At 69.9% G+C, this 26,581-nt stretch carries 23 protein-coding genes, 1 tRNA gene, 1 pseudogene and 1 riboswitch; of the genes and pseudogenes, 12 read left to right on the forward strand and 13 right to left on the reverse strand.

What is annotated here, in order from left to right:
* Positions 1-94: 94 nt before the first annotated feature.
* Positions 95-838: a DUF6227 family protein gene (locus tag IH48_RS0101330; protein ID WP_030897899.1), complete on the forward strand. Its 744-nt coding sequence runs from the start codon at positions 95-97 to the stop codon at positions 836-838.
* 149 nt (positions 839-987) lie between these two features.
* Here IH48_RS0101330 and IH48_RS0101335 read toward each other — a convergent pair whose 3' ends face one another.
* Positions 988-1,983, reverse strand: a complete 996-nt coding sequence (locus IH48_RS0101335; protein ID WP_030897902.1) for a sigma-70 family RNA polymerase sigma factor — start codon at positions 1,981-1,983, stop codon at positions 988-990.
* 161 nt (positions 1,984-2,144) lie between these two features.
* Between IH48_RS0101335 and IH48_RS0101340 the strand changes: the two genes are divergently transcribed.
* Positions 2,145-2,675 (forward strand): GNAT family N-acetyltransferase, encoded by a 531-nt coding sequence (locus IH48_RS0101340; RefSeq protein ID WP_030897905.1) that lies wholly within the window; start codon positions 2,145-2,147, stop codon positions 2,673-2,675.
* Between the two features lie 111 nt (positions 2,676-2,786).
* Here IH48_RS0101340 and IH48_RS0101345 read toward each other — a convergent pair whose 3' ends face one another.
* Both IH48_RS0101345 and IH48_RS0101350 read right to left on the reverse strand, forming a co-directional pair.
* Complete coding sequence (locus tag IH48_RS0101345) at positions 2,787-4,370, reverse strand: DHA2 family efflux MFS transporter permease subunit (protein ID WP_030897908.1); 1,584 nt, start codon at positions 4,368-4,370, stop codon at positions 2,787-2,789.
* 346 nt (positions 4,371-4,716) lie between these two features.
* On the reverse strand, positions 4,717-5,382 hold the full coding sequence (locus IH48_RS0101350; RefSeq protein ID WP_030897910.1) for a TetR/AcrR family transcriptional regulator: 666 nt from the start codon (positions 5,380-5,382) through the stop codon (positions 4,717-4,719).
* Positions 5,383-5,863: 481 nt separating this feature from the next.
* Between IH48_RS0101350 and IH48_RS0101355 the strand changes: the two genes are divergently transcribed.
* Positions 5,864-7,099, forward strand: a complete 1,236-nt coding sequence (locus IH48_RS0101355) for a M6 family metalloprotease domain-containing protein (protein ID WP_234434079.1) — start codon at positions 5,864-5,866, stop codon at positions 7,097-7,099.
* Positions 7,100-7,156: 57 nt separating this feature from the next.
* Here IH48_RS0101355 and IH48_RS0101360 read toward each other — a convergent pair whose 3' ends face one another.
* Positions 7,157-8,905 carry an MFS transporter gene (locus tag IH48_RS0101360; RefSeq protein ID WP_030897917.1) on the reverse strand — a complete coding sequence of 583 codons (1,749 nt, stop codon included), beginning with the start codon at positions 8,903-8,905 and terminating at the stop codon, positions 7,157-7,159.
* On the reverse strand, positions 8,902-9,357 hold the full coding sequence (locus tag IH48_RS0101365) for a MarR family winged helix-turn-helix transcriptional regulator (RefSeq protein WP_037840751.1): 456 nt from the start codon (positions 9,355-9,357) through the stop codon (positions 8,902-8,904). The genes IH48_RS0101360 and IH48_RS0101365 overlap by 4 nt, the downstream gene beginning before the upstream one ends.
* A 164-nt stretch (positions 9,358-9,521) precedes the next feature.
* On the opposite strand from IH48_RS0101365, the gene IH48_RS0101370 reads away from it, so the two are divergent.
* Both IH48_RS0101370 and IH48_RS0101375 read left to right on the forward strand, forming a co-directional pair.
* Positions 9,522-10,712, forward strand: a complete 1,191-nt coding sequence (locus IH48_RS0101370) for a glycoside hydrolase family 3 N-terminal domain-containing protein (RefSeq protein ID WP_030897922.1) — start codon at positions 9,522-9,524, stop codon at positions 10,710-10,712.
* A gap of 56 nt (positions 10,713-10,768) precedes the next feature.
* Positions 10,769-10,844 (forward strand) — tRNA-Arg (locus tag IH48_RS0101375).
* A gap of 64 nt (positions 10,845-10,908) precedes the next feature.
* Here IH48_RS0101375 and IH48_RS34680 read toward each other — a convergent pair.
* From IH48_RS34680 to IH48_RS0101400, 6 genes and pseudogenes are all read right to left on the reverse strand, one after another.
* Positions 10,909-11,435, reverse strand: a pseudogene (locus IH48_RS34680) (tyrosine-type recombinase/integrase); the annotation flags it as partial.
* A 377-nt stretch (positions 11,436-11,812) separates the two neighbouring features.
* Entirely contained in the window at positions 11,813-14,017 is a 2,205-nt protein-coding gene (locus tag IH48_RS32875) for a tetratricopeptide repeat protein (protein ID WP_234434080.1), read from the reverse strand.
* A gap of 704 nt (positions 14,018-14,721) precedes the next feature.
* Positions 14,722-15,921, reverse strand: a complete 1,200-nt coding sequence (gene tgmC / locus IH48_RS0101385) for an ATP-grasp peptide maturase system methyltransferase (protein WP_030897925.1) — start codon at positions 15,919-15,921, stop codon at positions 14,722-14,724.
* A complete protein-coding gene (gene tgmB, locus IH48_RS0101390; RefSeq protein ID WP_030897928.1) occupies positions 15,918-16,883 on the reverse strand; it encodes an ATP-grasp ribosomal peptide maturase in 966 nt (321 codons plus the stop codon). The genes tgmC and tgmB overlap by 4 nt, the downstream gene beginning before the upstream one ends.
* Positions 16,880-17,173: a putative ATP-grasp-modified RiPP gene (gene tgmA / locus IH48_RS0101395; protein WP_030897930.1), complete on the reverse strand. Its 294-nt coding sequence runs from the start codon at positions 17,171-17,173 to the stop codon at positions 16,880-16,882. Before tgmA ends, tgmB begins: the two co-directional genes overlap by 4 nt.
* A 382-nt stretch (positions 17,174-17,555) precedes the next feature.
* Positions 17,556-17,987, reverse strand: a complete 432-nt coding sequence (locus tag IH48_RS0101400) for an ATP-binding protein (protein WP_030897932.1) — start codon at positions 17,985-17,987, stop codon at positions 17,556-17,558.
* A 350-nt stretch (positions 17,988-18,337) separates the two neighbouring features.
* On the opposite strand from IH48_RS0101400, the gene IH48_RS32880 reads away from it, so the two are divergent.
* The 4 genes from IH48_RS32880 (at position 18,338) to IH48_RS0101420 (ending at position 22,357) form a co-directional block, all read left to right on the forward strand.
* Positions 18,338-19,417, forward strand: coding sequence for a hypothetical protein (locus tag IH48_RS32880; protein WP_234434081.1), 1,080 nt, complete (start codon positions 18,338-18,340; stop codon positions 19,415-19,417).
* Positions 19,418-19,435: 18 nt separating this feature from the next.
* Positions 19,436-19,957, forward strand: coding sequence for a hypothetical protein (locus tag IH48_RS0101410; RefSeq protein WP_199809867.1), 522 nt, complete (start codon positions 19,436-19,438; stop codon positions 19,955-19,957).
* A 205-nt stretch (positions 19,958-20,162) separates the two neighbouring features.
* Positions 20,163-21,869 (forward strand): right-handed parallel beta-helix repeat-containing protein, encoded by a 1,707-nt coding sequence (locus tag IH48_RS0101415; RefSeq protein ID WP_030897939.1) that lies wholly within the window; start codon positions 20,163-20,165, stop codon positions 21,867-21,869.
* Complete coding sequence (locus IH48_RS0101420; RefSeq protein WP_234434082.1) at positions 21,866-22,357, forward strand: hypothetical protein; 492 nt, start codon at positions 21,866-21,868, stop codon at positions 22,355-22,357. Before IH48_RS0101415 ends, IH48_RS0101420 begins: the two co-directional genes overlap by 4 nt.
* Positions 22,358-22,403: 46 nt before the next feature.
* Here the strand turns inward: IH48_RS0101420 and IH48_RS0101425 are convergent, their stop codons facing one another.
* On the reverse strand, positions 22,404-23,009 hold the full coding sequence (locus IH48_RS0101425; RefSeq protein ID WP_078849387.1) for an ArsR/SmtB family transcription factor: 606 nt from the start codon (positions 23,007-23,009) through the stop codon (positions 22,404-22,406).
* Positions 23,010-23,128: 119 nt separating this feature from the next.
* Here IH48_RS0101425 and IH48_RS0101430 point away from each other — a divergent pair, with 119 nt between their 5' ends.
* Positions 23,129-23,803, forward strand: a complete 675-nt coding sequence (locus IH48_RS0101430) for a hypothetical protein (RefSeq protein WP_051838956.1) — start codon at positions 23,129-23,131, stop codon at positions 23,801-23,803.
* Between the two features lie 199 nt (positions 23,804-24,002).
* A complete protein-coding gene (gene aroQ, locus IH48_RS0101435; protein ID WP_030897948.1) occupies positions 24,003-24,617 on the forward strand; it encodes a gamma subclass chorismate mutase AroQ in 615 nt (204 codons plus the stop codon).
* Positions 24,618-24,647: 30 nt separating this feature from the next.
* Here aroQ and IH48_RS0101440 read toward each other — a convergent pair whose 3' ends face one another.
* Positions 24,648-25,004 carry an ArsR/SmtB family transcription factor gene (locus tag IH48_RS0101440; protein WP_030897951.1) on the reverse strand — a complete coding sequence of 119 codons (357 nt, stop codon included), beginning with the start codon at positions 25,002-25,004 and terminating at the stop codon, positions 24,648-24,650.
* Positions 25,005-25,116: 112 nt separating this feature from the next.
* A riboswitch (cobalamin riboswitch) is annotated at positions 25,117-25,326 on the forward strand.
* A gap of 28 nt (positions 25,327-25,354) precedes the next feature.
* Between IH48_RS0101440 and IH48_RS0101445 the strand changes: the two genes are divergently transcribed.
* Complete coding sequence (locus tag IH48_RS0101445) at positions 25,355-26,518, forward strand: HoxN/HupN/NixA family nickel/cobalt transporter (protein ID WP_030897954.1); 1,164 nt, start codon at positions 25,355-25,357, stop codon at positions 26,516-26,518.
* Positions 26,519-26,581 lie beyond the last annotated feature (63 nt).

Genomic DNA, 26,581 nt, shown 5'->3' on the forward strand with positions numbered 1-26,581 from the left:
GCCTTGTTTTCCCAAACTGTGGACAGGATCTCACCCCAAGGGGCTACGGTATGCGTTCACGACGTGACACCTGGCGATGTCGGGGAGATCCCTCTTGAACGGTCCGTACGAGACGACCGAGGCGCACATCCAGCGGCTGCTGGAGCGCTCGCTCAACTCCTTCGCGCTGCCCGCCGCGCTGGTCGGGCGGCTGGACTCCGCTCTGGCGCACGCCAGTTCGCTGTCCTCCGCGTACCACAGCAAGGGCCGTCACCGTGAGACGTACCGGCACACGTTCCTGCTCTCGGACGGCAGCGCGCTGACCCTGTGGGAGGTGGTCCACACCACCGGCCACGACGGCACGCCGCTGTACGAGCTGTTCGCGGCCGAGACGGACGCGCGGGAGGCGTCCACCAGGCTGTTAGAGGGACAGGGCCGGTCCGGGCGGATCGACTTCGACGGACCCGACTTCGGCGTCCGGATCTCACCGGGTGAGGTGCTCGCGGCGTCCGCCGCCGCCCTGCCCAGGCTCTACGTCAGCGACGACTCCCCCGACCACGCGCGCCGTGTGCTGCGGCGCGCGGAGAACGCCGACCGGCCGGGTGAGGAGACGGCCCGCAGGCTGCGCACGGCCTTCGCCCACCACATCGCCCAGGTCTTCGGCCACTGGTGCCATCCGGCCGAACGGAACGCCGGGTTCATGCTGTACGAGCACGCGTTCCTCCTGATCGACGGGACGGAGACGAGCCTCTGGGAGGTCGAGCACACCGCGACGCCCGACGGACGCCACATGTGTGAGGTGTACGCGGACGAGCCGGCCGCCAGGACCGCGCTGGACCTCAGGACCCGCGTCCGCTGAGCCGGGCGGGCAAGGAGAGCGGCCACGGGCCCGGCGCGGAGGCGGCATGAGAGAGCCCCGGCGCCTGGGGGGGTTGGCACCGGGGCTCGTTCTGGGACGGCGGCGAACCGCCGTTGTGTGGTCGACCCTACGGGTATCGGGCGCGCACGTCACGCCGCCGCGTCGAAGCCCGTGTCCCTCGCCATCTTCTTCAGCTCCAGGAGCGCGTGCTTCTCGATCTGGCGGATCCGCTCGCGCGTGAGCCCGTGCTCCTTGCCGACCTCGGTCAGAGTGCGCTCGCGGCCGTCCTCGATGCCGTACCGCATCTTGATGATGGACGCCGTGCGCTGGTCTAGCCTGCCTATCAGGTCGTCCAGCTCCTCACTGCGCAGGAGCGTCAGGACGGACTGCTCGGGCGAGACCGCCGAGGTGTCCTCCAGCAGGTCGCCGAACTGCGTGTCGCCCTCGTCGTCCACGGACATGTTCAGGCTGACCGGGTCGCGCGCCCAGTCCAGCACGTCGACGACACGCTCCGGGGTGGAGTTCAGCTCCGCCGCCACCTCTTCGGGCTCCGGGTCCCGGCCGTTCTCCCGGTTGAACTCGCGCTGCACCCGGCGGATCCGGCCGAGCTCCTCCACCAGGTGGACGGGCAGGCGGATCGTGCGGGACTGGTCGGCGATGGAGCGCGTGATGGCCTGCCTGATCCACCACGTGGCATACGTGGAGAACTTGAAGCCCTTCGCGTAGTCGAACTTCTCGACCGCGCGTACCAGGCCCGCGTTGCCCTCCTGGATGAGGTCGAGCAGCGGGAGACCGCTGCGCGGGTAGCGCCTGGCCACCGCGACCACGAGGCGGAGGTTGGAGCGGATGAAGATGTCCTTGGCACGCTCGCCCTCGGCCACCAGTGCCTCGAGCTCCTCGTGCGACGCGCCGGCGCTCTCGCTCGTCACCTCGCCGTCGAGGATCTGACGGGCGTAGACTCCTGCCTCGATGGTCTGGGACAGCTCGACCTCCCTTGCGGCGTCGAGCAGCGGGGTCCGCGCGATCTCGTCGAGGTACATGCCGACCAGGTCGCGGTCGGCGATCTCCCCGCCAGTAGCGCGAACACTGTTCGCCTCTGTCGTTCCGCGCGTGGCAGTGCGACGGGCGACGGCACGGGTTGCCATGCGAGCTCCCTTGCTGGACTGAGTGGGACGCGACACCCGTTCGGGTGCCCTGCTTCCACCGGTAAGAACGCCTGGAATCCGGACAGAATTCCCATCTCCTCCACGATTTTCGTGATCATGCAGTACCCTGTCGGCCGCACATACCCCAGGGGAGGGGAACCATGCCGTCCGCGACACCGGAGGTGCACGTCAGGCCCGGGGCGGAGGCCGACATGGCGGCGCTCGTGGGCATCTACAACCACTACGTGCGTGAGACGGCCATCACCTTCGACACCGTCCCGTTCACCCCCGAAGGGCGCATGGAGTGGCTGCACTCCCACCCTGAAGACGGCCCGCACCGCCTCTTGGTTGCTCAGGACGCCCTGTCCGCCCGTGTGCTCGGTTACGCGACGAGCAGTCCCTTCAGGGCGAAGCCCGCGTACTCCACCTCCGTCGAGGTGAGCGTGTACTGCGCGCAGGACGCGACGGGGCGGGGCATCGGCACGCTGCTGTACGCGGCGCTCTTCGACGCGCTCGCGGGTGAGGACCTGCGCCGTGCGTACGCCGGCGTCGCGCAGCCCAACGAGGCGTCCTCGCGGCTGCACGCGCGCTTCGGTTTCCGCCACGTCGGGACGTACGAGGAAGTGGGCAGGAAGTTCGGCACGTACTGGGACGTCGCCTGGTACGAGAAGCCGCTCGGCGGCGGACGCTAGCGGCACGAAGCCGCCGGTGTGCGCCGCGCGCACGACGTCCGCCCCGGCGCCGCGTTCGTGCGGTGCCGGGGCGGAGGCCTTGCGGCGGACAGGTGGTTCCGCCGTCCTGGTTCAGTGCATCGAGACCGGCAGCTGCGCCTCGTCCTCGGTCTCGCCCTCCGCCTTCCTGGTGCCCGACGTGCCGGACGCGTCGGACGAGCCGACCGTCACGGCGCCGGGGCGCCCCGCGTTGATCGCGGTCAGCGCGATCGCGGCGGCGACGGAGAGGATGCCGACGGCGACCCAGATGGCGGTGGTGTACCCGTGCACGAGACCCTGCGCCTGGACCAGCTTCTGGCCCGCCGCTCCCGCGGCCGCGGCCGCGTGGTGCGAGGCGAGGTAGGTGCCGGTCGCGGAGGCCGCGATCGTGTTCAGCAGCGCGGTGCCGATGGCGCCGCCGACCTGCTGCGACGTGTTGACCATCGCGGAGGCGACGCCCGCGTCACGCGGCTCGATGCCGTACGTGGCCAGGGACATCGCCGGCATGAAGGCCGTACCCATACCGAGGCCGAGCAGGACCATGCCGGGCAGGACGACGCCCGCGTACGAGGAGCCGACCTCCAGGCGCGTCAGCAGCAGCATGCCGATGGCGCCGAGTACGAAACCCGGGCCCATCAGCAGGCGTGCGGGCACCCTGTTCATCAGCCGGGCGCCGATCTGCGTCGATCCGGTGATCATGGCGGCGACCATGGGCAGGAACGCGAAGCCGGTCTTGACGGCGGAGTACCCCTGCACGACCTGGAGGTAGTAGGTCAGGAAGAGGAACAGGCCGAACATGCCGATGATGGCGAGGCCCAGCGAGGAGTAGACGCCCGCGCGGTTGCGGTCCGTCACCACCCGCAGCGGCAGCAGCGGCGCCTTGACCCGCGACTCGACGAACGCGAACGCGGCCAGCAGGACGACGGTCGCCACGAACAGGCCGATCGTGATCGTGTCGGTCCAGCCGTCGGACTCGGCGCGGGTGAAGCCGTAGACGAGCGACACCAGGCCGAGCGTGGCCAGGACGACGCCGGGGATGTCCAGCGGGTTGCGGTTGCGGCCGCCCGCGGGCTCCCTGATCACGAAGAACGCGCCGAGCGCGGCGATGATCGCGAACGGGATGTTCACGAAGAACGTCCAGCGCCAGTCCAGGTACTCGGTGAGGAAGCCGCCGAGCAGCAGGCCGACGGCGCCGCCGCCACCGGCGATCGCACCGAAGATGCCGAACGCCTTGGCGCGCTCCTTCGGGTCGATGAAGGTCGTCGCCAGCAGCGAGAGGGCGGCCGGCGCCAGCATCGCGCCGAAGATGCCCTGCGCGGCGCGGGAGCTGAGCAGCATCGCCTCGTTGGCGGCGGCACCGCCGACCGCGGAGGCGGCGGCGAAGCCGAACAGGCCGGTGACGAACATGCGCTTGCGGCCCAGCAGGTCGCCGAGGCGTCCGCCGAACAGCAGCAGCCCGCCGAACGCGAGCGCGTACGCCGTGATGACCCACTGCTTGTTCGCGTCGGATATGTGCAGGTCCACCTGGGCGTGCGGGAGCGCGATGTTCACGATCGTCGCGTCCAGCACGACCATCAGCTGGGCGAGCGCGATGAAGATGAGCGCTTTCCAGCGGTTGGAAGCTCCCCGGTCGGGAGAAGCGGACCGCGAGGACCCGCTTTCGAGTGTTGTTGACATGGAGGTATCCACCTAAGGGTGCGGAAGGGCGGGAGCGCACGTAAGTACTGGCGACGCTGCCGCGCTTACGAGAGGTGTGGTGTGTGGGCCGCCGCCCCCGGTCACGGGGCGACGAGGTCTCGGTACGCGTACGGCCCTCGTGGCCGGTGCGCGGGCGGGTCCACCGGCACGGATTCGGACCGTGAGGGTGGGACGGCTGCGGGCCGTCCGCCGCGATGTGCGTACTGAGGTGGTCGTGCGGGCCTGCGCCTGGCAGTCCCGTGCAGGGCAGAAGTAGCTGGTACGACCCCGGTCGGGCCGGTTCGGTTCGCGTCTTTCGTTCGCTGTGTGCCTGGGTCAGGGCGCGTCAGGGGGTGGCGCGGCGCAGATCCTCCAGAGTCGCGGACCTGCCGGGCAGAGCGGACCGGGCAGGAGCTTCGAGGCCGTCCAGGAAGAGCTGCAGGTGCCGGTGGGTGTACCGGTCTGTGTCCGTGCAGCCCGTGCCGGGCAGCGGGCGGCTGAGTTGTGAGAGCGCCATCATCAGATCGCCGTGTCCCACGTCCGGCCTGAGCCTTCCGGCCTGCCGGGCGCGTGCCATCATCTCCTCGATCGTGCCGACCAGGCGCACGCGCTCGGCGTCAAGGTCGGCGCGTTGGGCGTCGAAGGCCCCGGACAGCAGGGGACACAGGGCGCCGATGCGCTCGTCCGCCGCCTCGTGCACGAATCGGCACAGCGCGACGAACGCGTCCGGTTCCTCCGCGTCCACCCGTTCGGCCGTGTCGGCCGCGCGCGACAGGACACTGCGCACGACCTCCACGAGCAGAGCGGACCTGTCGGGGAAGTGCCGGTAGAGCGTGGCGTTGCCGATGCTCGCCCGGCGGGCGATCTCGTCGAGCGGGGCCTCGGGCCCGTACTCCACGAACATCTCGCGGGCAGCCGCCACGATCCGCTCCCTGTTGCGCAGAGCGTCCGCGCGCGGACGCGTGGCGCGCCGTGCCTCGGTCTCCGTGCCGGTTCGGGTTGCGGTCTTCATGCCGGCCTTCCTCGTCGGTTCCGGCGCTCGCGCCGGAGTCAGGTGTCCGTGGCCACCGCTCGGTGATCACTCTCTGTACTCGGTCCGTAAACGGGGATAGCCTCCCCGGTTTCTCCGGACACGGGTGCAAACGGGGAAGACCTCCCCAGTTATTTCGCCAGTCGGTTGTGAACTGGGTCACACCATCGAGAAGCCCACGATCGGCGTACTCAACGAGCGGCGACACGCCGACGGGCCGAGGGTGATCGAAAGGGAGCAGTCAGGACGGCCGACTGCCGCGGACCCGAAGGGCGACCGCATGCAGCGAAGGAGCCGGATACGTAGACCGCGCACAGCCAACGGGGAAATCCTCCCCCCTGACCAGCCAGGACCCCGCGGCGGCCGGCAGGAACCCCACGGCCGCCGGCAAGGATCCCAGGGCGGCCACCGTCCGGCCGGGCGCCGCGGGGCGCACCGCCTGACCCGTCGCCGCCGCGTCGGCGTGCTCGCCGGTTTCGCCGCGCTCGCCTTCGCCGGCCTGACCACCGCGAGCGGAACGCCCGTTGCCAGCCGCGCGTCAGCCGGCTCCATATCCGCCCGCAGCGACGCCGTGCTCGGCCCGTGCCGCATCAGCGCGGGCCGCTCCAGCACGGTGCAGTTGTCCGAAGGAGTGCCCACCAGCTCCGGGTACGCGCACTCCACCGGCGAGATCCACACGCTCAACCTGATGATCGACTTCCCGGACGCGCCGGGCGAGGGCACGGCGATGGACCGCTTCCACGAGTTCTTCCCGCAGACCACCCGGTGGTTCAAGACCGCTTCGTACGGCCGTCTCGACTACCACCCCGAAGCGCCCATCAAGCACTGGCTGCGCATGCCGAAACCGTTCAAGGCCTACGGGATCAACCGCGGCTCCCCCTACGAGCCCGGCTACCACCGGCTCGTGAACGACATCGTCGCGACCGCCGATCCGCAGGTGGACTTCAGCAAGTACGACCTGATCAACATCCTGGTGACGCCCAACGCGGGCCCGTCGGCACTCGACACGGTGCTGTCGGTGACGTTCTCCGGCAACAAGGACGCCCCGCACGCGGACGGCGTGCCCCTGTCGAACACGTCCTTCGTCTACAGCCGCCAGGACGACGGCTCGGGCTCGTACAAGCACACCGGCTACCGGGTGCTTCCGCACGAGAACGGGCACACCTTCGGGCTGCCCGACCTCTACACCACGCGGGGCGGCGGCTCGGTCGGGCACTGGGACATCATGTCCGAGGACTGGGGGGCCGACAACGACCTGCTCGGCTGGCACAAGTGGAAGCTGGGCTGGCTCGACGACAACCAGGTCAGCTGCGCCTCGTCGACGGGGACGATGGAGCGCGAGCTGAAGCCGCTCGAGACACCGGGCGGCCGCAAGCTGATCTTCATCCCGGTGTCCCACAACGCCGGGTACGCCGTGGAGGTACGCACGCACGCGGGCAACGACGACGCGGTGTGCCGACCCGGTGTGCTGATCTACCACGTCGACGCGTCCGTCGACACGGGGCGCGGTCCCATCTCGGTCTCCGACAGCACGAAGCACAGCGGGGGGTGCACCCGGCAGCCGAACGTCGAGGCCGAGCTGTCGGACGCGACGTACAAGCCGGGCCAGACCTTCACCGACAAGGGCGCCGGCATCACGGTCTCCGTGGTCTCCAAGGACGCGGGCGGCGCGTACACGGTGCGCGTGACGCGCTCGTAGGGCCGGCGCCCCGCCGCGCGTCCCTCACGCGTAGGGCGCCTCACGGCGGGAGACGCTCTACGCGGAGGGCGCCTCCCGCCGTGCCGGCTTTCCCTTCCCGTCCTTGCCGGGCGCGGGCAGGTCGTCGTCGCGCTCGTGGCGCCCGCGCAGCACCGAGGCGATCGCGGAGACGAACGCCATGCCCGCGGCGACGCCGAACACGATGACGAGGCCGTGGTGGAAGGGTCCCGAGACCAGCTGCGGGAAGAAGCTGTGCCCGGTCAGGGTGTGCCGCTGGTCGCTGGTCAGCTGCCGCAGCGTGCCCGTCGGGGCGAGCAGGTGCTGGATCGGGTTGTTGCCGAGGAAGGTCGCGAACAGCGTGCTGACCGGGGGCAGCGACGCGACCTGGTGGGCGGTACCGGCCGGGACGCCCTGGCTCTGCAGGCCGCTGCTGAGCGTGGCCGGCAGCTTGGACGCGAGTCCTGAGACCATCAGCGAGAAGAAGACGCCGATGGACAGGGCGGTGCCGGAGTTCTGGAAGGTGGAGCGCATGCCCGAGGCGACACCGCGGTACTCCGCCGGCACGCTGCCCATGATCGACGAGGTGTTGGGGGACGAGAACATCCCCTGGCCGAGGCCGTTGAACAGCAGCAGCAGCGCGAACAGGTAGTAGTTGAAGTTCACCGGCAGCGTGAGCAGGCCGATGAAGGCCGCCCCGACGATGAGCACGCCGGCCGTGGAGAAGAAGCGGGCGCCGAACCGGTCGGACAAGTAGCCGGATATCGGCCCGGCGATCAGGAAGCCGCAGGTCAGCGGCAGCATGAAGATGCCCGCCCACAGGGGCGTGTTCTCGAACTCGTAGCCGTGCAGTGGCAGCCAGATGCCCTGAAGCCAGATGATCAGCATGAACTGCAGCCCGCCGCGCGCGATGGCGGTCAGCAGGGCGGCGAGGTTTCCGGCGGCGAACGCCCGCACGCGGAAGAGGGAGAGCTTGAACATGGGGTCTTTCACGCGCGTCTCGATGAAGCAGAAGAGCGCGAGGAGGAAGGCCCCGCCGAACAGGCCCGCCAGCACCATCGGGTTGCCCCAGCCCGTGGCGTCGCCGCCGTAGGGCTGGATCCCGTACGTGATGCCGGCCAGCAGGATCCCGGCGCCCGCGGCGAAGGTGAGGTTGCCCCACCAGTCGATCCTGCCGCGCCTGCCGGTCGCGGTCTCGCGCAGGCTCAGGTACGACCAGATCGTGCCGGTGACGCTGATCGGGACGCTGACCCAGAACACGGCGCGCCAGTCGATGACGGCGAGCAGCCCGCCCGCGAGCAGGCCGAGGAACTGGCCCGCGAGGGCGGTGATCTGGTTGATGCCGAGTGCCATGCCGCGCTGCCGGGACGGGAACGCGTCGGTGAGGATGGCGGCCGAGTTGGCGGTGAGCATGGAGCCGCCGAATGCCTGAACGATTCTCCACAGGATCAGCCAGAGGGCGCCCCCACCGCCCATCATGGGATCGAGCGAGAGCGCGACGGACGCGCAGGCGAAGATCAGGAAGCCCAGGTTGTAGATCTTGACCCGGCCGAACATGTCGCCGAGCCTGCCGAGCACGACGACAAGGACGGCCGAGACGAGGAGGTAGCCGAGGATCATCCACAGCAGGTAGCCGATGTTGCCCGGCGCGAGGGGGTCGAGTCCGATCCCGCGGAAGATCGCCGGCAGCGAGATGATCACGATGGACGCGTCCATCGTGGCGATCAGCACGCCGAGCGTGGTGTTGGAGAGGGCGATCCACTTGTAGTTGGCGGGGACGGGCGAGTCCCGCGTGCGCCGCGCGCTCACAGCCGCTCCGCCAGTCGGTCGAGCAGGGGCAGCACGCCGACGAGCGCGCGCCGCTCCTCGGGCAAGAACTCCTGGTCGAGCACGTCGGTCAGCCGCCGCACCGACTCGGAACGCCGGTTCATCAGCACTCTCCGCCCCTCGTCCGTGACGGTCATGACCGCACGCCGCCCGTCGGCCGCGTGCTGCGCACGCCGCACCAGCCCGCGCTCCTCAAGGGCCGCGAGCGTCGTGGCCATCGCCTGCGGCCGTACGCGCTCGAACTCGGCCAGCGATCCCGGCGAGTCCGCGCCGTCCCGTTTCAGCCTCGCCAGGACGGAAACCTCCGAGAGCGTGACGTCGCCGACGGCGTGGGTCTGCCGCAGTCGCCTGGCGATCCGGGCGACGGCGAGCCGCAGCGCGGCCGCGGCCTGGGCGGCGTCGTCCGCCGCCGAGACGGACAAGTCTTCTTCCATATTTAGTAACAATAGGCTTATCAACTGGCCGTAACTACTTCGGGCACACAATGGCCCGAGGCGGCATTCCGTACATGCGGGTATCACAGCGCGTGACGGCGACACGTCAGAAAATAACTTTCAGACTCTTGTGATCGAGTGAAGGAATCCTTCACCCTGCACCCATGGACATCCCCAAGCAGCCACCCACTCCGCGCCGCACCGTGCTCGCCGCCGCGGGCGCGGCTGTCGCCTCCCTGGCGCTCGGCGGGGGCGCCGCCGAGGCCGCCACCTCCCCCACCGTCCGCGGCAGGAACCCGGGCCCGAGGCCCAGGCCGCTGCCCGCCGCCAAGCTGACGGCCAGGCAACGCGCCGGGCAGCGGGTGATCTACTCCTACCCGGGCCCGACACCGCCGGAGAGCCTGCTGACGGCGATCAGCGGCGGGGAGGTGGCGGGCGTGATCTTCTTCGGCGAGAACATCTCAAGCGAGTCCCAGATCGCCTCCGTCATCGGCCAGTTGAACGCGGCCAACGACCACAGCCCCGTGAAGGCCCCGCTCCTGCTCATGACGGACCAGGAGGGCGGCAAGGTACGGCGGCTGCCGGGCGCGCCGGCGCTGTCGGAGAAGCAGGTCGGCGAGGCGAGCGACCCGGAGGCCGCCGCCACCGAAGCGGGCACGGGCGCCGGGCGCAATCTCGCGGGCGTCGGGATGAACGTCAACCTGTCCCCCGTACTCGACGTGTTCCGGGAGCCGGGCGACTTCGCCGACCGCTACCAGCGGTCCTACTCGTCGGACCCGGCCGAGGTGGCCACGCTGGGCAGCGCGTTCGTCAGGGCCCAGCAGAAGACGGGCGTCGCGGCGACGGCCAAGCACTTCCCCGGCCTCGGCGCCGCCGCCACGGACGAGAACACGGACCTCGGCCCGGTGACGCTCCGTCAGTCGCTCTCCGAACTCCGGTCCGTGGACGAGGCACCGTACAGGGCCGCACTCGACGCGCACGTGCGGCTCGTGATGCTGTCCTGGGCGGTCTATCCGGCAGTCGACGCCGACCACCCCGCAGGCCTGTCCTCGAAGATCATCCAGCGCGAGCTGCGGGGCCGACTCGGCTTCAGGGGCGTCACCGTGACGGACGCCCTGGAGGCGAAGGCGATCAGCTCCTCGTACACGACGGCCCAGCGGGCCGTGCTGGCCGCGCAGGCGGGGATGGACCTGCTGCTGTGCTCGGCGCGCGACGTGGACCAGGGGCGCGACGCGGTGAGCGGCCTGGTGGACGCGCTGGCCGGCTCCACCATCACCAGCAGCTCGTTCGACGCGGCGACGCACCGGATCGCAAGGCTCCGCGAGAGCCTGTCGGGGGTGAAGGCCAGGCACTGAGCCCCGGGATCAACCCGAGCGCCCCCACCACCCCACATCCGCTACCCTGTAGCTGCGCCTTCGTAGCTCAGGGGATAGAGCACCGCTCTCCTAAAGCGGGTGTCGCAGGTTCGAATCCTGCCGGGGGCACCAGGGAAAGGCCCCGGACCGATCATGGTCCGGGGCCTTTGACGGCAGCGTTTGAGACAGTCGGCCCTCAGACGCCCGGCAGAGGCCGCTTGAGCAACCGGTCCATGTGGCTGATCGCTTCACGTTGGGTGTCATGCACGACGCCTGTCTAGACGTCCGTCGTGATGCTGGTCTGACTGTGCGCGAGGATCTCCATACTGACCCGGGAGCGACTCCAGCCGCGGTGAGCAGTGTCGCGCAGCCGTGCCGGGCGTCGTGCAATCGGACCACTCGCAGACCGGCAGCCGAGGCATCCCGAGTGAACGACCTGTAGACGTTGCGAGACTGCACGGGCCAGCCGTCTCCCGTGGCGAAGATGTACCCGCCCTCAGACCAGGCGACGCCCGAGGCCGCGAAGGTCTCGCGTTGCCTCGGTCGATGCCAGCGCAGCGGTGCGATGCACAGCGCGGGCATCGGGATGACTCCGCTCCGGCGGCTCTTGGGATAATCGTCGTAGAGCGTTCCCCGGCGGCGCTCCGTCTGGTGCCGGACGTGCAGCACCCGGTTGTCGAAATCCATGTCCGACCAGTGCAGGGGGCGCAGCCGACCCGTTCGGGCCCGAGGCGCCTTCCGCTCTCCTCTGGAATTCATTTTTTGGACGGACCCGGGCGGCCGCCGTGCATCCTTGACGCTCCATATAGGTCGGTGTAGGTCTCGTCGGATCGGGCCAGCAGTCTGTAATTCACCTCCCATCCAACCGCATATTTTACCGCCTTCTCCTATATACTCATGGACACCCGGTCGAGTCTACTCTGAACGAGAATTCAGATCGATATTTCTTTCCTCACTTCGATCGCTTTTCCGAACGCCGCGGATTTGTTCGACAAGGTGAGAGAAAACGTTCAGGACTTTTTCGACAACAGTGATGGAGTCAGCAATAGTATCCTCGTGCCGACCAGCCACTTCATGGCCCAGGCCGCGTCCCATAAGAGCTAGGGTGTCGGTGGAGCGATTCCAAGGGTGGCGGTGAAGTCGGCGACGGCGTCTTTGTAACGGCCCATCTTTTGGTAGACTTTGCCACGATTGAGAAGGGCCAATGCGTCGGTGGGTTTGATTTCGAGGGCGGCGGTAAAGTCGGCAACGGCGTCTTCGTAGCGACCCGCCTTTTGGTGGACTACACCACGATTAACGAGAGCCCACTCGTTCGTCGGGTCAATTTTGACGACGGTGGTCAGATCCTCCCTTGCTTGGTCGTCCCGACCAGCCATCCGGTGGGTGATACCGCGCGTTACCCGCGCCAAGTGAAGTGCAGGGTCGATGTCGAGTGCTGCAGTAAGATCGTCAATGGCCTCGGCGTAATTCCCGGCCTGACGGTGGCAGTCACCGCGGCACCCGAGGATACGAGCGTCATCCGGGGCGAGCTCGAGGGCGGTAGTCAGATCCTCGGCCGCACGGTCGAAGTGGTTGAGCCACAGGTGAACGTTACCTCGGTAGGCCCAGGCGCGGGAGTTGCCGGGGTCGGTGGCGATGGCTCGGCCCAGTTCTGTGATGGCTTCTTCGTTCTGATCGGCGAGGTAGAGGTGATAGCCACGGTACGTGTGGGCCCAGGCCTGAGTAACCGAATCCAGGCCACCGTGCGCCAGCAACGCAGTCAGGGCAGCAACGGCCGGTTCCTCGCCCGCGACGGCATCTTGCAAGCGTTGAGCCCAGACTAGGAGCACGGGTTCAGCGGTGTCATTCGCCGCTTGCTGCAACGTGTCCGTCCACTGTCGCAGGACCGCGGTTACCGCTCCCGCAGCTTGGACGCCCTGTTCCAGCGCGAACGCAATGCCGACCGTGGGCTCCGCGCAGAGCAGGTGGTAGATCTCGCCCAGGCGGCTTTGGCGCCACCAAGGATCATCCCATCGCTTGTCTGGCGCAAGGGCCCGCTCAGCGGCGGCGCACCAGGATCCGTGGATCTCCGCCAGCCGGATGTGCGCCTCGTTCCACCGTTGGGGGGAGCGGGCGCGCTGCTGGCGCAGCATACTGGCCCGTACGACTGCATGGTACTGCTTGAAGTTGCCGCGGCTTGTGACAAACGGCTGTTCGCACAGCCAGGCCCACAGATGCCGAGCCTCGCGCGGCGCGACGGCGGCAAAGACGTCCTCGTTGAGCTGCGGCGCCAAGGCGCATGCCAGGGCGGTCTCACGCTGTAGCGGATTGGTGATCCACTGCACGAACCGTTCGACCGCTGAGTCCACCGCGTTCCCGCCGTCCGTCACGTCCCCGGCGGATTCGGGCCGAGTGAGCGCGAGAAGCTCAACGATCAGGGGCAGCCCCATGGACAGATGCCAAATCGTCTCTACGACCGTGGATTCCGTCACGCCGCGTCGCGCCAGCATGTCCCGGGTCTCGGCCTCGGTGAACACGTCCAGCGGTACGTCGGCCACCTGGGAGCGCAGCGGCGCCCAATCCCGCTCGGAAAGCTCGTCGCGCCCGGCCAGCACCACTATCACGTTGGCCGGCACGCTACCGAACGCGCCCTCCCACAGAAGATCCCGTAGCCAACCGCCCAGGTAGCGGCCAGTCTGCTCCCATGTATCGAAGCACAGGACTACCCACGGGTAGTGCTCGCACAGCCGTTGCAGCTCGGCGACGAACGCCCGGCTCACTTCAGCCGCATCCGCCCGTCGGTGCCTGGCCCGTGCACCAGCCCGCAGCCTATCGAGACCCAGGGCCGCAGAGTCCGGGTTCGTCACCGCAGACACCACCCCACCAGCCACCGGGATAAGCGAAGCCGCCCCGAGTGCGGCCTGCGCCACCACACGGCTCGACGTGGATGCCTCACCGCCATACGCACCAGTCTCCCCAGCGAGCGCGACAGGATTGGCGGCCTCCAGCTCCCGACGGTATTGCTCGGCAGCCCGGTCGAACTCCTTGAATGAGCCTGTCTGCCCGGCCATCTGCCGCGCCAACTCGCTCAGGGCCTGGGGCACGTCGTGGACGTCACCCTCGTCCACCACCGCGGTCACCGCGCTGGCTGCACGCGCCAGCTCCTGCCAGTGTCGTAGCAGCGTCGACTTACCGACGCCGCCCACCCCTCGCACGTGGAAGAGGAATTGAGCCTGCGACTCGGGGTCTGTGTGGAGATTCTCCGCGAACTGTGTCACCTGCTCGCGCCGACCAGCGAACTGCGCCTGGGCCCGCTCGCGAATCAACTCCCCCCGCGAGCGGCTACGCCGTCGCCTCGTCTCCCCCATGCGCCAGTCCCCTGCCCGGTCCCCGCGCCACGTCCCTCGGGCGCCCGCCTCATAGCAGTATCGCTCGCACGGCCCGACCGCGGGACAACTGTCATCAAACGGCTTGAGAGGTGCTACGTCCAACGCGGAAGCCAGCAATGTGCGCTGGATATTGGAACCCCGGACCTACATGGCGGACGGCGTGGCTTTGGTCGCAGACCGCATCCTTGGCGGCGTGCCGGAGACGGACGGTCTTGAAGGCACCCTTCTCGGTGTCTGACGGCGCTCTCTGACGGCAACGCCAACGGCTAAGCACGGATCACGGCTGTTGCCCAAGGCACTTGGGCAACAGCAACGTCGTCTCAGTAGCTGGTGAAACCTTGGAACGGTAGAACTCCTTAAAGCGAGTGTCGCAGGTTCGAATCCTGCCGGGGGAACTGACTGCATAGCAGGTCAGAGCAGGTACGAGGCCCCTCGTTCATTCGAACAGGGGCCTCACTGCTGCAGGGGTGCGCATAGATTCCACATCCCCCATTGATCATGGAAACCGTCCCGCTCCCGGTACGGGGCGGGACGGTTCGCTCAGTCTCAGCGTGGGGCGGCGCCTCGGCTCGGACGGACGCGTGTCCCCTCCAGCAGACACCGATACCACCCACACGCGAGCCCGGGGCAGTCGTCGGTTCTCACGCACCAGGGACGACCGGCAGCCACCAACTGGGCCCGTCGGCGGCGTCTTCAAGCCAGATTCGTTGACGGTCCGGCTCTACGCTGACCCCGAACTTGGTTGGGGTCGGCGCCCCGGCTGCGTGCCACAGCGCGAGAGACCGCTCGACCTCGCCCCACAGCGACACCGGGCCGCCTTCGCGGACCGTCCAGCCGTCGCCGTCCCGCGAGAGGATCGCGAAGGACTCGTTCGCCGCATCGAGGACGTACGTACGCAGTGCGCCGTCGTCGGCCGGCATGTCGAAGGTGCGGGCGTTCGGCATCGCGAGCTGCGCTACGAACCCGCTGTCGGGCATGCGCAGCACCTCGGGCCCGTGAGGCGTCTCGCGCACCTTGCCGTCGTCGTCGCCCGGCAGCATGCCGAGGTTCGCCGGGGCCTCTTGCTGCCGGGCCATCATGAACGCCGAGCCGGCGAGGAACCGACCCGTCGCGCGCTGCCCGTCCTCGACGACCAGACGCACGAGCCCGAGCGACCGCAGCCACCCGCGCAGCGTCGCCACAATGAGCCCGCCAGGCTGCGTCTCACGGAGCCACGCCCACGGGATGCCGCGCACGCCCATGGTGGCAATCGTGCGCGCGGCCCGGTCGGTGCGATCGGCGCCGGCGAGTCCATTGCCGACGACCAGCCGCGGGGTGTAGCCGCAGCGTTCGAGAGCGGCCCGGGCGCGGGCGGCGACACCCGGGTCGGTCTCGACCGAGGTGACTTGCCCGGCGCCGAACCGGTGACACATGAGCGCGGACGAGTAGCCGGTGCCCGTGCCGTACTCCGTCACGGTCGCCTCGGCGTCGGCGTCGAGCGCTTCGAGCATCTGCACCACCAGCGAGGGCAGCGTCGAGGACGAGGTCGGCGAAGCGCCTCTGATCGGCTGCGGGTCCGACCAGTCGATTTCGCATCCGTCGAACTGCGTGATCAGCGTCTCGTCGCTGTAGACCTTCCGCAGCCACGCCTCGGTGCCGACGAGTTCGGGCGAGATCGGTACGTACGTCGTCATGCCGGGGGCGTCGGTCATGACGTAGAACCGCGGCGCGAACTCGTGCCGGGGCACGTCCTGTACGGCAGCACGCCATTCGGGGTCGGTCACCTGCCCCTCGGCGGCGAGGTGTTCGACGAGCTCGTGCCGCAGCCCGGCGGCCGTCCTGTCGAGATCGAGTTCGGTCATGGGTTGGTGCCTCGTTCCAAGAGATCAGCGAGCGCGGCGGTCATGGGCAGCCCGGTCGGGGGTTCCATCCATGCCCACTGACCCGACGGGTTGCACTCGATGAACGTCCACGCGCCGTCGTCGGACAGGGTGAAGTCGAACGCGCCGAAGACGAGCCCGAAGTGCCGCAGGTACGCGAACAGCGCGCGCTCGACGTCGGGCGGGGCCTCGACCGGGGTATAGGTGTGCGTGCGGTAGTCGGTGCGCCAGTCGAGCAGCCCCGAGTCGATCCGCACCGCGAACACCCGCTCGCCGATCACGGTCACGCGGACGTCGGCGACCTTGTCGACGCGGGCCTGCAACAGGTGCATGGTCCCGGCGATACCGTCGTCGATCTCGTCCTCGGCGACCTCGTCGACGAGAACGGTCTGCGCCCGCCCATCCACGAGGTACAACGGCACCGCCAACGGCTTGTAGATCACGTGCCCGTGTTCCTTGACGAACGGGCGGGCGTCGTCGGGTCTGTTCGTGATCAGTGTCGGCGGCAGGGTGAACCCGGCCTCGGCCGCGGCGACGAGTCCGGCCGGCTTGTACTCGGCGTCGCCGATGCGGTTCGGGTGGTTGACGTACAGGCAGTCGGGCAGCGAGACGAGCACGCCGCCGAGCCCGTATCGGGCCTGTGCCGCAGCGAACCGCGCGTCTTGCTCGTCGAGGTGCGGGAAGGCGAACCCGGACGGGCGCCGGTAGTAAAGGGCCCGCACGCCGTCGAGCTCGGCGACGCGGGTCGGGGTCGCGAAACTCCCCCGCCACCGTGCCGTGCCGCCGCCGATGTGGGCGGAGCACGACAGGGAGGCGGGGAAGTGACCGGAGTCGAGCCGCACGACCGGGACGCCCCGGCCGTACAGCTCGCCAATCACCATGTCCGCGGTCGGGTCGTCATCGTTCGTGACGACCACGACCGGTCGAACGTCGTCTCGTGTCACTGGTCGGTGTCGTTACCCGTGTCCGTGTCGCCGCCGCCGTGGCCGTCGGGTGAGGTGCCGGTGGGCGGGTTGGTGCCGCTGCTCGTGCCGTGCCCCGGCGCCATGACCGGGGCACCGGAGGCGTTGAAGTAGCGGCTGGTCTGCGTCTCGGGGTCTAGTTCGACGCGAGTGTGCTGCGGTGCGTCGGCGGGCGGGTACTCGGTGAGGCGGCGCAGTCCCCACGGCTGTGCGGTGAGGTGCCCCTGCGGGATCGGGGTTCCCGTGGGGATGCGTTCGGCATGGTTGAACATCGCTGGATGTTCCTCTCGTTGGCGTTCGGTAGGATCGTGCGATGGAGCACCGCCCCTGCCGGATGTCCGTTTACGGCAGGGCGGGGATCAGGGGACGGGGCGCAGCGTGCGCGGCCGTCGGTGCCTGCCGCCCGGGTGTGCACGGCGACCCACTTGCCCGCGTCGGGCAGCCTCTTGTGCGACGGGGCCGCGCCGAGGGCGTGTGCGACGCTCAGCATGCGGGACTCGATCGCGGCCGCGGCTGCGTTGCGGCGCGGCTCGGGATGCGTGATGAGCATCAGGCGCGAATCCCTGGTCGCCGATGCTGTCCACCCATGGTCGGACGGACAGGGACGCGAGCCCGCCGGATGTCGGCACGCCGGGGTGAGTGGCTGCGGGGTCATCACTTCGCAATCACCTCGGCCCACACAACTTTCCCGAACGCGGCGTCGTCAACGCCCCAGTGGCACAACCCATCGACGATGAGCAGCCCGCGCCCGCGGTCCCGCTTGTGAGACTCGGGCCGCTGCTGCGGACGCCGACGTACCGGGTCGCGCACCTCGACCCGCGTACGGCCGTGGTGGGTGTGGAGCCTGAGCATGAGGGAGTCGCCGGGTTCGGTCCCGTAGCGAATGCTGTTGGTGACAAGCTCACTTGTGACCAACACGATCGCGTCGACGTAGTCCTCGCACACAGCCCGCTCGCTCTTCATCACGTACTCACGGACGAACTCCCGTGCCGTGCTCGCCGATTGCGGCTCGCCTGCCAACACCAACTCTCGCGGCTGATCGGGCCTCGGAGTAAGTTGCCGCGCGTCCTGTCCCTTGTCGACCATGCGTGTCCTCCCGGTTACGGGTAGTGCGGTCACTCAACCTCGGGGCATCCTGTAGAGGCCACGAACCACCCGCAGACTGCATACGACGATTCGCGCAGCGCATAGCGGTACCGCACTCCGGTCCCATGCCGCGTAGCAAGAGGGGGAGAACAAATCCCGTGAATTGGTCCGCGCAAGCTATCCGCGATGCTGCACGAGCAGGCGACTACGGCCGGGTGGTGAAACTCGCCCGGGCCGGAGCCGCCCTTTCGCAGGGGCAGCTAGGGGAAGCCTGCGGGATGAGCCAGTCCGCGATTTCGCGCCTTGAGGGGAGGGGCGCGGGGTCGTACGAAACGGCTCAACTGTCGCGGGTGGCAAGCCAGCTTCAGATTCCCCCGCACCTGGTCGGCTTGGCTGACCACACAGCGGCAATCGTCGTGCGGAGGGATGGAAACGGAACCGATGTGGAACGGCGCAGCTTCCTCAGTGGATTCGCGGCGGTCGCGGCAGCGCCGGTGCTCTCCGCGGCGCCCACGCAGCAGGCGCACGCAGCCGAGACTGGCCAAGCGGCCACCCTTCGCGTGGCCACCACCGCTTTCCGGCGCCTCGACGGCACAACCCCGTCGCGGCAGCTCGTTGACACGGTGCTGTCGCACCTCAAGTTGACGCAGTCGATCGCGCAGGATGCCGAGAGCAGAGACGAGCGGACAAGACTCGCAGCCGTCGGCAGCGAAGTTGCCAGCCTTGCCGGGTGGTTGCACTGGGACATGGGCGACAACGGGTCGGCCCGCATGTGGTACGGGGCATCGATCAAAGCTGCCCGACGTGCCGCCAGTCCCTTGCTTGCCGCGTATCAAATGGGGAGCCTTGCACAGTTCGAAGCGAACTCAGGGAATGCAGCGCAGGGGCTCGGCCTTGTCCATTCCGCGCGCAAGCAGCTCGGGCCGAACATGCCTGCCATTGCCGACGCGTGGCTGTCCGGCGTCGAGGCTCTCGCCCATGCTGCGGCCGGCGCAGAGGACTCGGCCGATGAGGCACTACGAGCCGCAGCTCGTCGAGCGAGGCAGATCGAACGCGAGGATGTTCCACCGTGGCCGTGGGTGTTCTCGTTCACCGAGGCCAAGGTCGCAGCGACCCGGGTGTCGTGCGGGGCACAGCTCGGGCTGCCCCATTGGATCACCAGTGAGCAGGACTCAACCGCCTCGGTCATGAGCTCAGGGCACAACAAGCAACGGGCGCTGCTGATGCTCGACATGGCTTCGGGGCATCTCGCAGCCGGTCGCCTTGACGGTGCATTCACCATGGCTGCGAGGGCACTCGAAGTGGGGTTGCGCTACAAGTCGGGACGCATCGTGGAACGGGCGCGCGCCGTGCGCCGCTCGTACTCCGGTCCTACGCCCCCTAGAGTCGTGCGCGACTTCGACGACCGCCTGCTCGGCGCGTTCCTGTAACGGAGAGGGGTCAGGACTGTGCGTTTGGGGATCACCGGGCACCGCGGACTGTCCGCCCAGGTTGAGCGGACGGTTCGCAACGCCCTCGACGACGAGCTGCGGAAGTACGACCCCGACGAGCTGCTCGGGGTGTCATGCATCGCGGACGGGCCCGACGCATGGTTCGCCGAGGCGGTGCTCGACCGCGGCGGCCGGATCGAGGTCGTCGTGCCTGCCGTGCAGTACCGCGACGGCCTGCCCGAGTCGCACCACCCGACGTACGACGAGCTGTTCGCGCGCGCGTCCGAGGTGCACCGCACCGGCATGCGCGAGTCGACGTCACAGGCTCACCAGGCGGGGAGCGAGATCCTGGTCGGCCTGGTCGACCGGCTCGTCGCGGTGTGGGACGGGAAGCCGGCCCGCGGGTACGGCGGGACGGCCGATGTCGTCGCCTACGCGCGGCGTACGGGTGTGGCCGTCGACGTGGTGTGGCCCGAGGGCGCGACCCGCGACCGGATGGATGGGTCCAAGGGTTGTCGTACGCCTGACGACCGCTGCTGACTCGGGGCACCATCCGGATCATCCAGGGCTGATCGTGCCGGCCCGTGGAAGTGCCTCAGGCTCAGTGGGCGGGAGGGCTTCGGCGTGTGCGCCGGCGTGCCGTGGCAGGCACGGCGGGCCCGACAAAGGTGCTGCCGAGCAGGCGGGCCGCGGAGGACGCTCCGGTAGCATCGGGGGCTTCGATGGCTCGCCGATGGGGGCGTGTGTGGCTGCCAGGTACTTCGTCTCGCCGCGCGGTGGCCGGCGTGCCTACCCCGACATCGCGTCCGCGCTCGCCGCTGCCGCGGGGCGGGGCCGGGCGGCGGTGGTCGAGGTCGCGCCCGGCCTCTACGAGGAGGCGCTCACCGTCCGGGGCGACGTCCAGTTGGTGGCGCTCGGCGATCCCGGGTCCGTGGTGGTGAGCCGGCCCGGAGGTGCCGTTCTCGACGCCTTCGGGTCCGTGCGGGTGCACGGCCTCGTGCTGATCGGCCGCGACGCCGATGTCGTGGGGTGCCATGCGGGCACTCTCACCCTCGAACACGCGGACATCCGCGCTCACAACGGCGTCAGCGTGCACGCGAGGCCGAACACCTTCGTGACCCTGCGGGACAGCCTCGTCCTGCACGGCAGAGCGTTGTTCGACGGGTCCCACGGGCTCGTCGAGCGGTGCAGGTTCACCGACGCCACCGACAACGCGGTCGCCGCCATCAAGGGCGCCGACGTCTCGGTCCAGGACAGCTGGATAGGCGGCAGTGCGATCCACGGTGTGCGGGTCAGCGGTGCGCGGGCGCGGGTCACCGGGTGCCGGCTGACCGACACCGGAAGGGCGGCCGTCGTGGCCGACTCGCAGGCCGAACTGGACGTGGCCGACTGCGTGATCGACGTCGTGCACGCGGAGGCGGTCATGTTCGTCGAGCGGTCCCGCGGCTCCGTCGCCGGCACGCGCGTCACCGGTGCGCAGCACGGCGTCGCGGTGGCGAGCGGCGCCGACCCGCTGGTGCGCGATTGCGTGCTCAGCGAGTGCCACGACACCGGGATCAACGTCCAGACCTCGGGGCGCGGCCGGTTCGAGAACTGCGAGATCCACGCCGCGAAGAACGTCGCGGTGCTGTCGACCAAGGGTGGGGCGCCCGAGGTGCGCGGCTGCCGCATCGTCGGGGGGAATGTCGGCATCGCCGTCGTCGACGCCGCCAGAGGCCGTTTCGCGCAGGTCGGGATCACCGGCCTGACGAGCGTCGCGCTGCGGGTCCACGACGAGTCCGGCGCCACGTTCGAGCACGTCCGCGTGGAGCGCTGCCCGGTGGGCCTGGAGACCCAGGGCAACGCGGGTACCACGGTCGACGTCACCGACGCGACGTTCGTCGACTTCGAGATCTCCGCGGTGGGGGCCGTCGGCCGGTCCCGGGCCACGCTCAGGGACGTGGCGGTGGAACGCGGGCCCGTCGGCTTCAGCGTCGACGAGGAGGCCCAGCTGTTCCTCCAGGACTGCCGGGTCAAGGCGGTGAGCGCCGGCGGGGTCGCCGCGTTCGGCAAGGCGCGTCTCGTCGCGAAGAACCTCACCGTGACCGGCTCGGAGGCGTTCGGCCTCTACGGGACGAACGCCGCCTGGGTGGACGTCGTGGACAGCGAGTTCGCGGACTGCGCGTTCACGGGCGCGCTCTTCGACGGCAAGTGCGGCGGACGGCTCGAGAGCTGTTCCGTGAGCGGATCGCAGGGCGTCGCCGTTCAGCACAACGGCCTCGTCAGCCTCGTCTCGCTCCGCACGTCGCTGCCGGTCACCAAGCGGGTCGCGCAGCCGGCCGGGGGTCCAACGACGGTCATCAACAATTACTCGGGCCCGCAGTTCAACGCCGCGGTGTATGGCGCCCAGTTGGCGTGGAACAACATCAATGCCATCCAGCAGCAGACGAGCGAGGACGGTGCCGAGGAATGACGGATCCGGAGAATGAGCCCGAGAACGAGCCCGAGAACGAGCCCGAGAACGAGCCCGAGAACGAGCCCGAGAACGAGCCCGAGAACGAGCCGCCACAGGCCGGCAATGTCGACGGGCCGGTGTTCAAGGCCCCGGTGTCGGGCTCCCAGTTCGCCTGGAACAACGACACGGTCAGCCAGATCCAGCAGAACAACGGCGCCGTCGCCCCGGGTTTCGAGGCGCTCGCGACACTGGTGACCGACCTGCTCAGGGAGCTGCCCAGGGCAGGCCTCCCCGGCCAGGACCGGGAGGACGCCGAGTCCGCGGCCGGAGAGGTGCTCGCGACGATCGCCCGCCCTGACGGGCCCCAGCGTGGCGCGCTCCGCCGTGCCCTCGCCGTGTTGAAGGGGGTGCTGGCCCCGGTCGCGACCGGGGTCGTCGCCGGTACGGCCGCGGGCACGCAGGAGTGGGCCCAGAAGGCGATCGAGGGTTTGACCGGCGCCCTCTGACCAACGGCGACGGGCGTGCCGCGTCCCGGCGGGGTCGCGGCTTCGCTCAGTCCGCCGACATGCCGAACCAGCGCAGCAGGACGGGGCGCGTCCCCGGTGTCGCGTCCTCGGGGCCGCGGGCGAAGCGGGCCAGGAGTTCGAGGTACGCGTCGTGGAACGCGTCCAACTCCTCCTTCGTGAGGTGGCTCGTGCCGCGCGAGCCGCGCAGCCAGCCGTCGCCCGTGGGCTCCTGCTCGACCAAGCGGTTCAGCAGGGCCAGGTCGTCGGCGGCCTTCAGCCGGTCGAGTTCGGCCGCGGCCGCCCGGTCGTCCGGCGTCATGTCCGCCTCGGGCGGGCGCCGGACGTCCAGCCCACGCACCGCCCGCCACCAACGCTCGCGCCCGGACGCGCGGTCCGGCACGTCCTCGATCAGGCCACCCTGTTCCAGCCTTCTGAGGTGGTAACTGAGCGTGCCGGTGTTCTCCCCCAGGGCCGCTGACAGCGTCGTCGACGTCGCCGGGCCCACGGTCGCCAGATGGCGCAGGATGCGCTGGCGCAGGGGGTGGGCCAGCGCCTTCATCGTCTTCGTGCTGTTCAGCGTGGTGCGCGGTGCGGGCGGCTCCGGCTTCGGACCGCAGTGCCCTGCCGCGTCTCGCCGGGCGTCCTCCTGCATGCGTCTCACCCTAAGGGGTCAGAGGAGCAGCGAGCGGGTTTTTGTCTGCAGTCCTTTCTCTGCAGACAAAAATCTGCAATGGTGGCGTCCGTCGTCATCGCCTGCCTTCTGGAGTCGCCGTGTTCCTCACCGCCGCAACCACCGGGACCGCCGGGGTCCTCCTCGCCGCCCTCCTCGCCGCCGCGCCCGCCGCGCCCGCCGCTCACGCCGGTCCCGGCGCACCCGCCGCGTTCGCCGACTGCCCGCCCTCCTCCGCCCTGCCCGCCGGGGCCGAACTCGCCTCGTGGCGCTGCGAGGTGATGAGTGCAACCGGCCACCTCACCATCGGCCGCCTCGACGTGCCGATCTCCGGACCCATCACCGTGACCCACGCGGAGGGCGACGTGGGCGGGCGGCCCGAGCAGGTGTGGGGCGGGATGTCCGCGGCCCCGATACCGGTGGGGCGCGCGCCGCTCACCCTCACGCCGCGCTACGGCGGCCACTTCGACTTCCTCAGCGACGCGCGGCGCGTCGGCGAGCTCGACCTGTCGTTCGCCGTGTCCGGCCCCGGCCTGCCGCCCGGCTGCCGCATCGGAGGCGGTACGACGCCCGTCCACCTGGTGCTGCAGCCTGCCTCCCCCGGAAGCACCACCGCCCTTGAGGACACCACCTTCGCCGTTCCCCGCAGCCGGCGGTGCGGTCCGCTGGGCCGCGTACTCGACCGCGCCGTCGGCCTGCCCTCCGCGGCAGGGCAGAACGCGATCGTGCTGCACGGGGAGCGGTCCATCAGGTATTACGACGCCAGTGCGGGCTAGCAGGCGCGGGCCGGTGTCACCCGTTTCGGTAGAGGTCGCCGCCGTGCGGGGATTCGGGTCGCTCATGGGTGGAACATGCACCTGCACGTGATCATCCGGGTGCACTTCACCGCTCACCGCGCGAAAGGCCGCTTCTTTGCTTGCCGCCCCGACCCCGTCGACTCCGTCCCGGCCGCCGCGACCGTCCCGCGCCGGGCCCGTGCTGGTGGGTGCCGCGGCGGTGCCGGCCGCGGCTGCCGCCCTCGCCGCCCTCGCCGCGCTCACCGCGTCGCCCGCCGATGCCGCTCCGCAGCCGCGTCACGGGACCGCCGCGCCCGCGGTCGCCGGGGCGCTCGGACCGCTCGGGCCGCTCACCGCGCTGGCCATCCGCCGCCTCAGGCTCGGCGACCAGGTCGCCGCCGCGAAACGCGGCACGGGCGCGCCCGTCGACGACCCCGAGCGCGAGCGGCAGGAACTGGCGAAGGTGCGGCGCCAGGCCGCCGGGCTCGGCCTCGATCCCGCGTCCACGGCGCGGTTCTTCGAGGACCAGATCGCCGCGAGCAAGGTGGTGCAGCGCGGCCTGCTCGCCCGCTGGGCGGCCGACCCCGCGACGGCCCCGTCACAGCGCCCGAGCCTGGACGCCATCCGCACCGAACTGGACGCGGTCACCCGGGACATCCTGCGGGAACTCGTCGCGACCGAACGAGTGCGGCAGCCGTCGGCCGGCTGCACCGCCGATCTCGCGGAGGCGGACGTCTCCGGCTCGATCGCCGACGGCCTGGACGCGCTGCACCGCGAGGCGCTCCGCACCGCGCTGCGGTCGGTGTGCGGGTAGCCGGTCGCCGGTCGCCGGACTCTCGGGGGCTCAGGCCGGCCGGCGCACCTGGTCCAGCAGCGTGGCCAGGGCCGCGTCCACCAGGCGGTAGCGGACGATCCGGCCGTCCTTCTCGCCCGCGACCGCGCCCGCGGAGCGCAGCAGCCGCAGCGCCTGCGAGACGGCCGGGTCCTTCATGCCGGTGGCGACGGCGAGATCCGAGACGGCCATCGGACCCACGGCGCGCAGGGCGAGCAGCAGCGCGAGCCGCCCCGGCTCGGCGAGCAGCGAGAAGCGGTCGGCGGCGGCCCTGACCGCCTCGGGCTCGCCGATGGCGGCGATGGCGTCGCAGACGAGGTGTCCGTCGATGATGCGGTGGTCCGCGCGCTCGGCCGGTACGAGATGCATGGCGCCGATTGTCTCAGCAGCCGTGCGTACACCGCCTATTGGCGTGACATGGAACACCGACGGCAAGACACCTGCGCAATTGTGCAGTCTTGCAAGCCATGTGCAGGTAACCGTAGGCTGGCGGAGCCGTGGTGCTCGGGAAGACCGGTGAGGACCCCTACGGGGTCCGAGGCCGGAGCGGCCCTCGCCACTGTGATCGGGGAAGCCCTCCGTCCGTAGGACCAGGCCACTGGCCGCCGCAAGGCTGCCGGGAAGGCCGGACGGAGAGCGTGCGTCAGCGAACCCGTAAGCCAGGAGACCGGCCACGGCATCTCACGAGTTGATCCACGAGGTGCTGGAGCGTGACCGAGTTGAGCCTGCCCACGTCCGAATCGCCGTCTCCGTCATCGGCCGGCGGCGCCGCCACGTCCGCGCGCTCCTCGGGGCCCTTCGCCTGGCGGCGCGAGGACACCCTGCGCACGGCCGGACTGCTCGCCGTGATCGCCGCCCTGCACGTCGTCGCGTTCGGCGTGCTGTTCCTGCTGGTCGTGCCGCGCGACTACGAGGTCGGCTCCAAGGCGTTCGGCATCGGCCTCGGCGTCACCGCCTACACGCTCGGCATGCGGCACGCCTTCGACGCCGACCACATAGCGGCCATCGACAACACCACCCGCAAGCTCATGTCCGACGGGAAGCGGCCGGTCTCCGTGGGCTTCTGGTTCGCGCTCGGCCACTCCAGCGTGGTGGTCGCGATGGCGGCGCTCGTCGCGGGCGGCGCGCACCTCGCCGGCACGCTGATGGACGACGACTCGGCGGCGCACAAGACGCTCGGCACGGTCGGCACGACCGTCTCCGGCGGCTTCCTCTACCTGATCGCCGCGCTCAACCTCGTCGCGCTCGCCGGCATCATGCGGGTGTTCCGGGCCATGCGGCGCGGGAGTTTCGACGAGGTGGAGCTGGAGGCCCACCTCGACTCGCGCGGCTTCATGAACCGCTTCCTCGGCCGCTTCACGAAGTCCATCAGCCGCCCGGGGCAGATGTACCCGCTGGGCTTCCTGTTCGGGCTCGGCTTCGACACGGCCACCGAGGTGACGCTGATGGTGATGGCGGGCAGCGGCGCGGCGGCCGGCCTGCCGTGGTACGCGATCCTCAGCCTGCCTCTGCTGTTCGCGGCGGGGATGAGCCTCTTCGACACGCTGGACGGCACGTTCATGAACTTCGCCTACCAGTGGGCGTTCGCCAACCCCGTGCGCAAGGTCTTCTACAACCTCGCCATCACGGGCCTGTCGATCGCGGTCGCGTTCGTCATCGGGACGATCGAGCTGGTGGGAGTCCTGCACGACAAGCTCGACCTGCGGGACTCGGTGACGAACTGGGTGGCGGGCCTGGACCTCGGGAACGTCGGCTACATCGTCGTGGGGCTCTTCGTGGTGGTGTGGGCGGCAGCGCTCGCGTACTGGCGTCTTGCGAAGGTCGAGGAGCGCTGGTCCGTGCGGGCGGCGGACGGCGGCAGGGCCGGCGCGGGCACCGGCTGAAACGGGGTCTGCCGGACGGGGGCCGGGCCAGGATCGTATGAACGGCGGCCGTGGCGCGGGGCC

Source organism: Streptomyces sp. NRRL F-5126, from assembly GCF_000721265.1.
Lineage (GTDB): Bacteria > Actinomycetota > Actinomycetes > Streptomycetales > Streptomycetaceae > Streptomyces.

Excerpts from the sequence above, each read along its gene's own strand:
- IH48_RS0101335 (WP_030897902.1), bottom strand. The coding sequence starts at position 1,983 with ATGGCAACCCGTGCCGTCGCCCGTCGCACTGCCACGCGCGGAACGACA.
- IH48_RS0101340 (WP_030897905.1), top strand. The coding sequence starts at position 2,145 with ATGCCGTCCGCGACACCGGAGGTGCACGTCAGGCCCGGGGCGGAGGCC.
- IH48_RS0101345 (WP_030897908.1), bottom strand. The coding sequence starts at position 4,370 with ATGTCAACAACACTCGAAAGCGGGTCCTCGCGGTCCGCTTCTCCCGAC.
- IH48_RS0101350 (WP_030897910.1), bottom strand. The coding sequence starts at position 5,382 with ATGAAGACCGCAACCCGAACCGGCACGGAGACCGAGGCACGGCGCGCC.
- IH48_RS0101365 (WP_037840751.1), bottom strand. The coding sequence starts at position 9,357 with ATGGAAGAAGACTTGTCCGTCTCGGCGGCGGACGACGCCGCCCAGGCC.
- IH48_RS0101370 (WP_030897922.1), top strand. The coding sequence starts at position 9,522 with ATGGACATCCCCAAGCAGCCACCCACTCCGCGCCGCACCGTGCTCGCC.
- tgmC (WP_030897925.1), bottom strand. The coding sequence starts at position 15,921 with ATGACCGAACTCGATCTCGACAGGACGGCCGCCGGGCTGCGGCACGAG.
- tgmA (WP_030897930.1), bottom strand. The coding sequence starts at position 17,173 with ATGTTCAACCATGCCGAACGCATCCCCACGGGAACCCCGATCCCGCAG.
- IH48_RS0101400 (WP_030897932.1), bottom strand. The coding sequence starts at position 17,987 with ATGGTCGACAAGGGACAGGACGCGCGGCAACTTACTCCGAGGCCCGAT.
- IH48_RS0101420 (WP_234434082.1), top strand. The coding sequence starts at position 21,866 with ATGACGGATCCGGAGAATGAGCCCGAGAACGAGCCCGAGAACGAGCCC.
- IH48_RS0101425 (WP_078849387.1), bottom strand. The coding sequence starts at position 23,009 with ATGCAGGAGGACGCCCGGCGAGACGCGGCAGGGCACTGCGGTCCGAAG.
- IH48_RS0101440 (WP_030897951.1), bottom strand. The coding sequence starts at position 25,004 with ATGCATCTCGTACCGGCCGAGCGCGCGGACCACCGCATCATCGACGGA.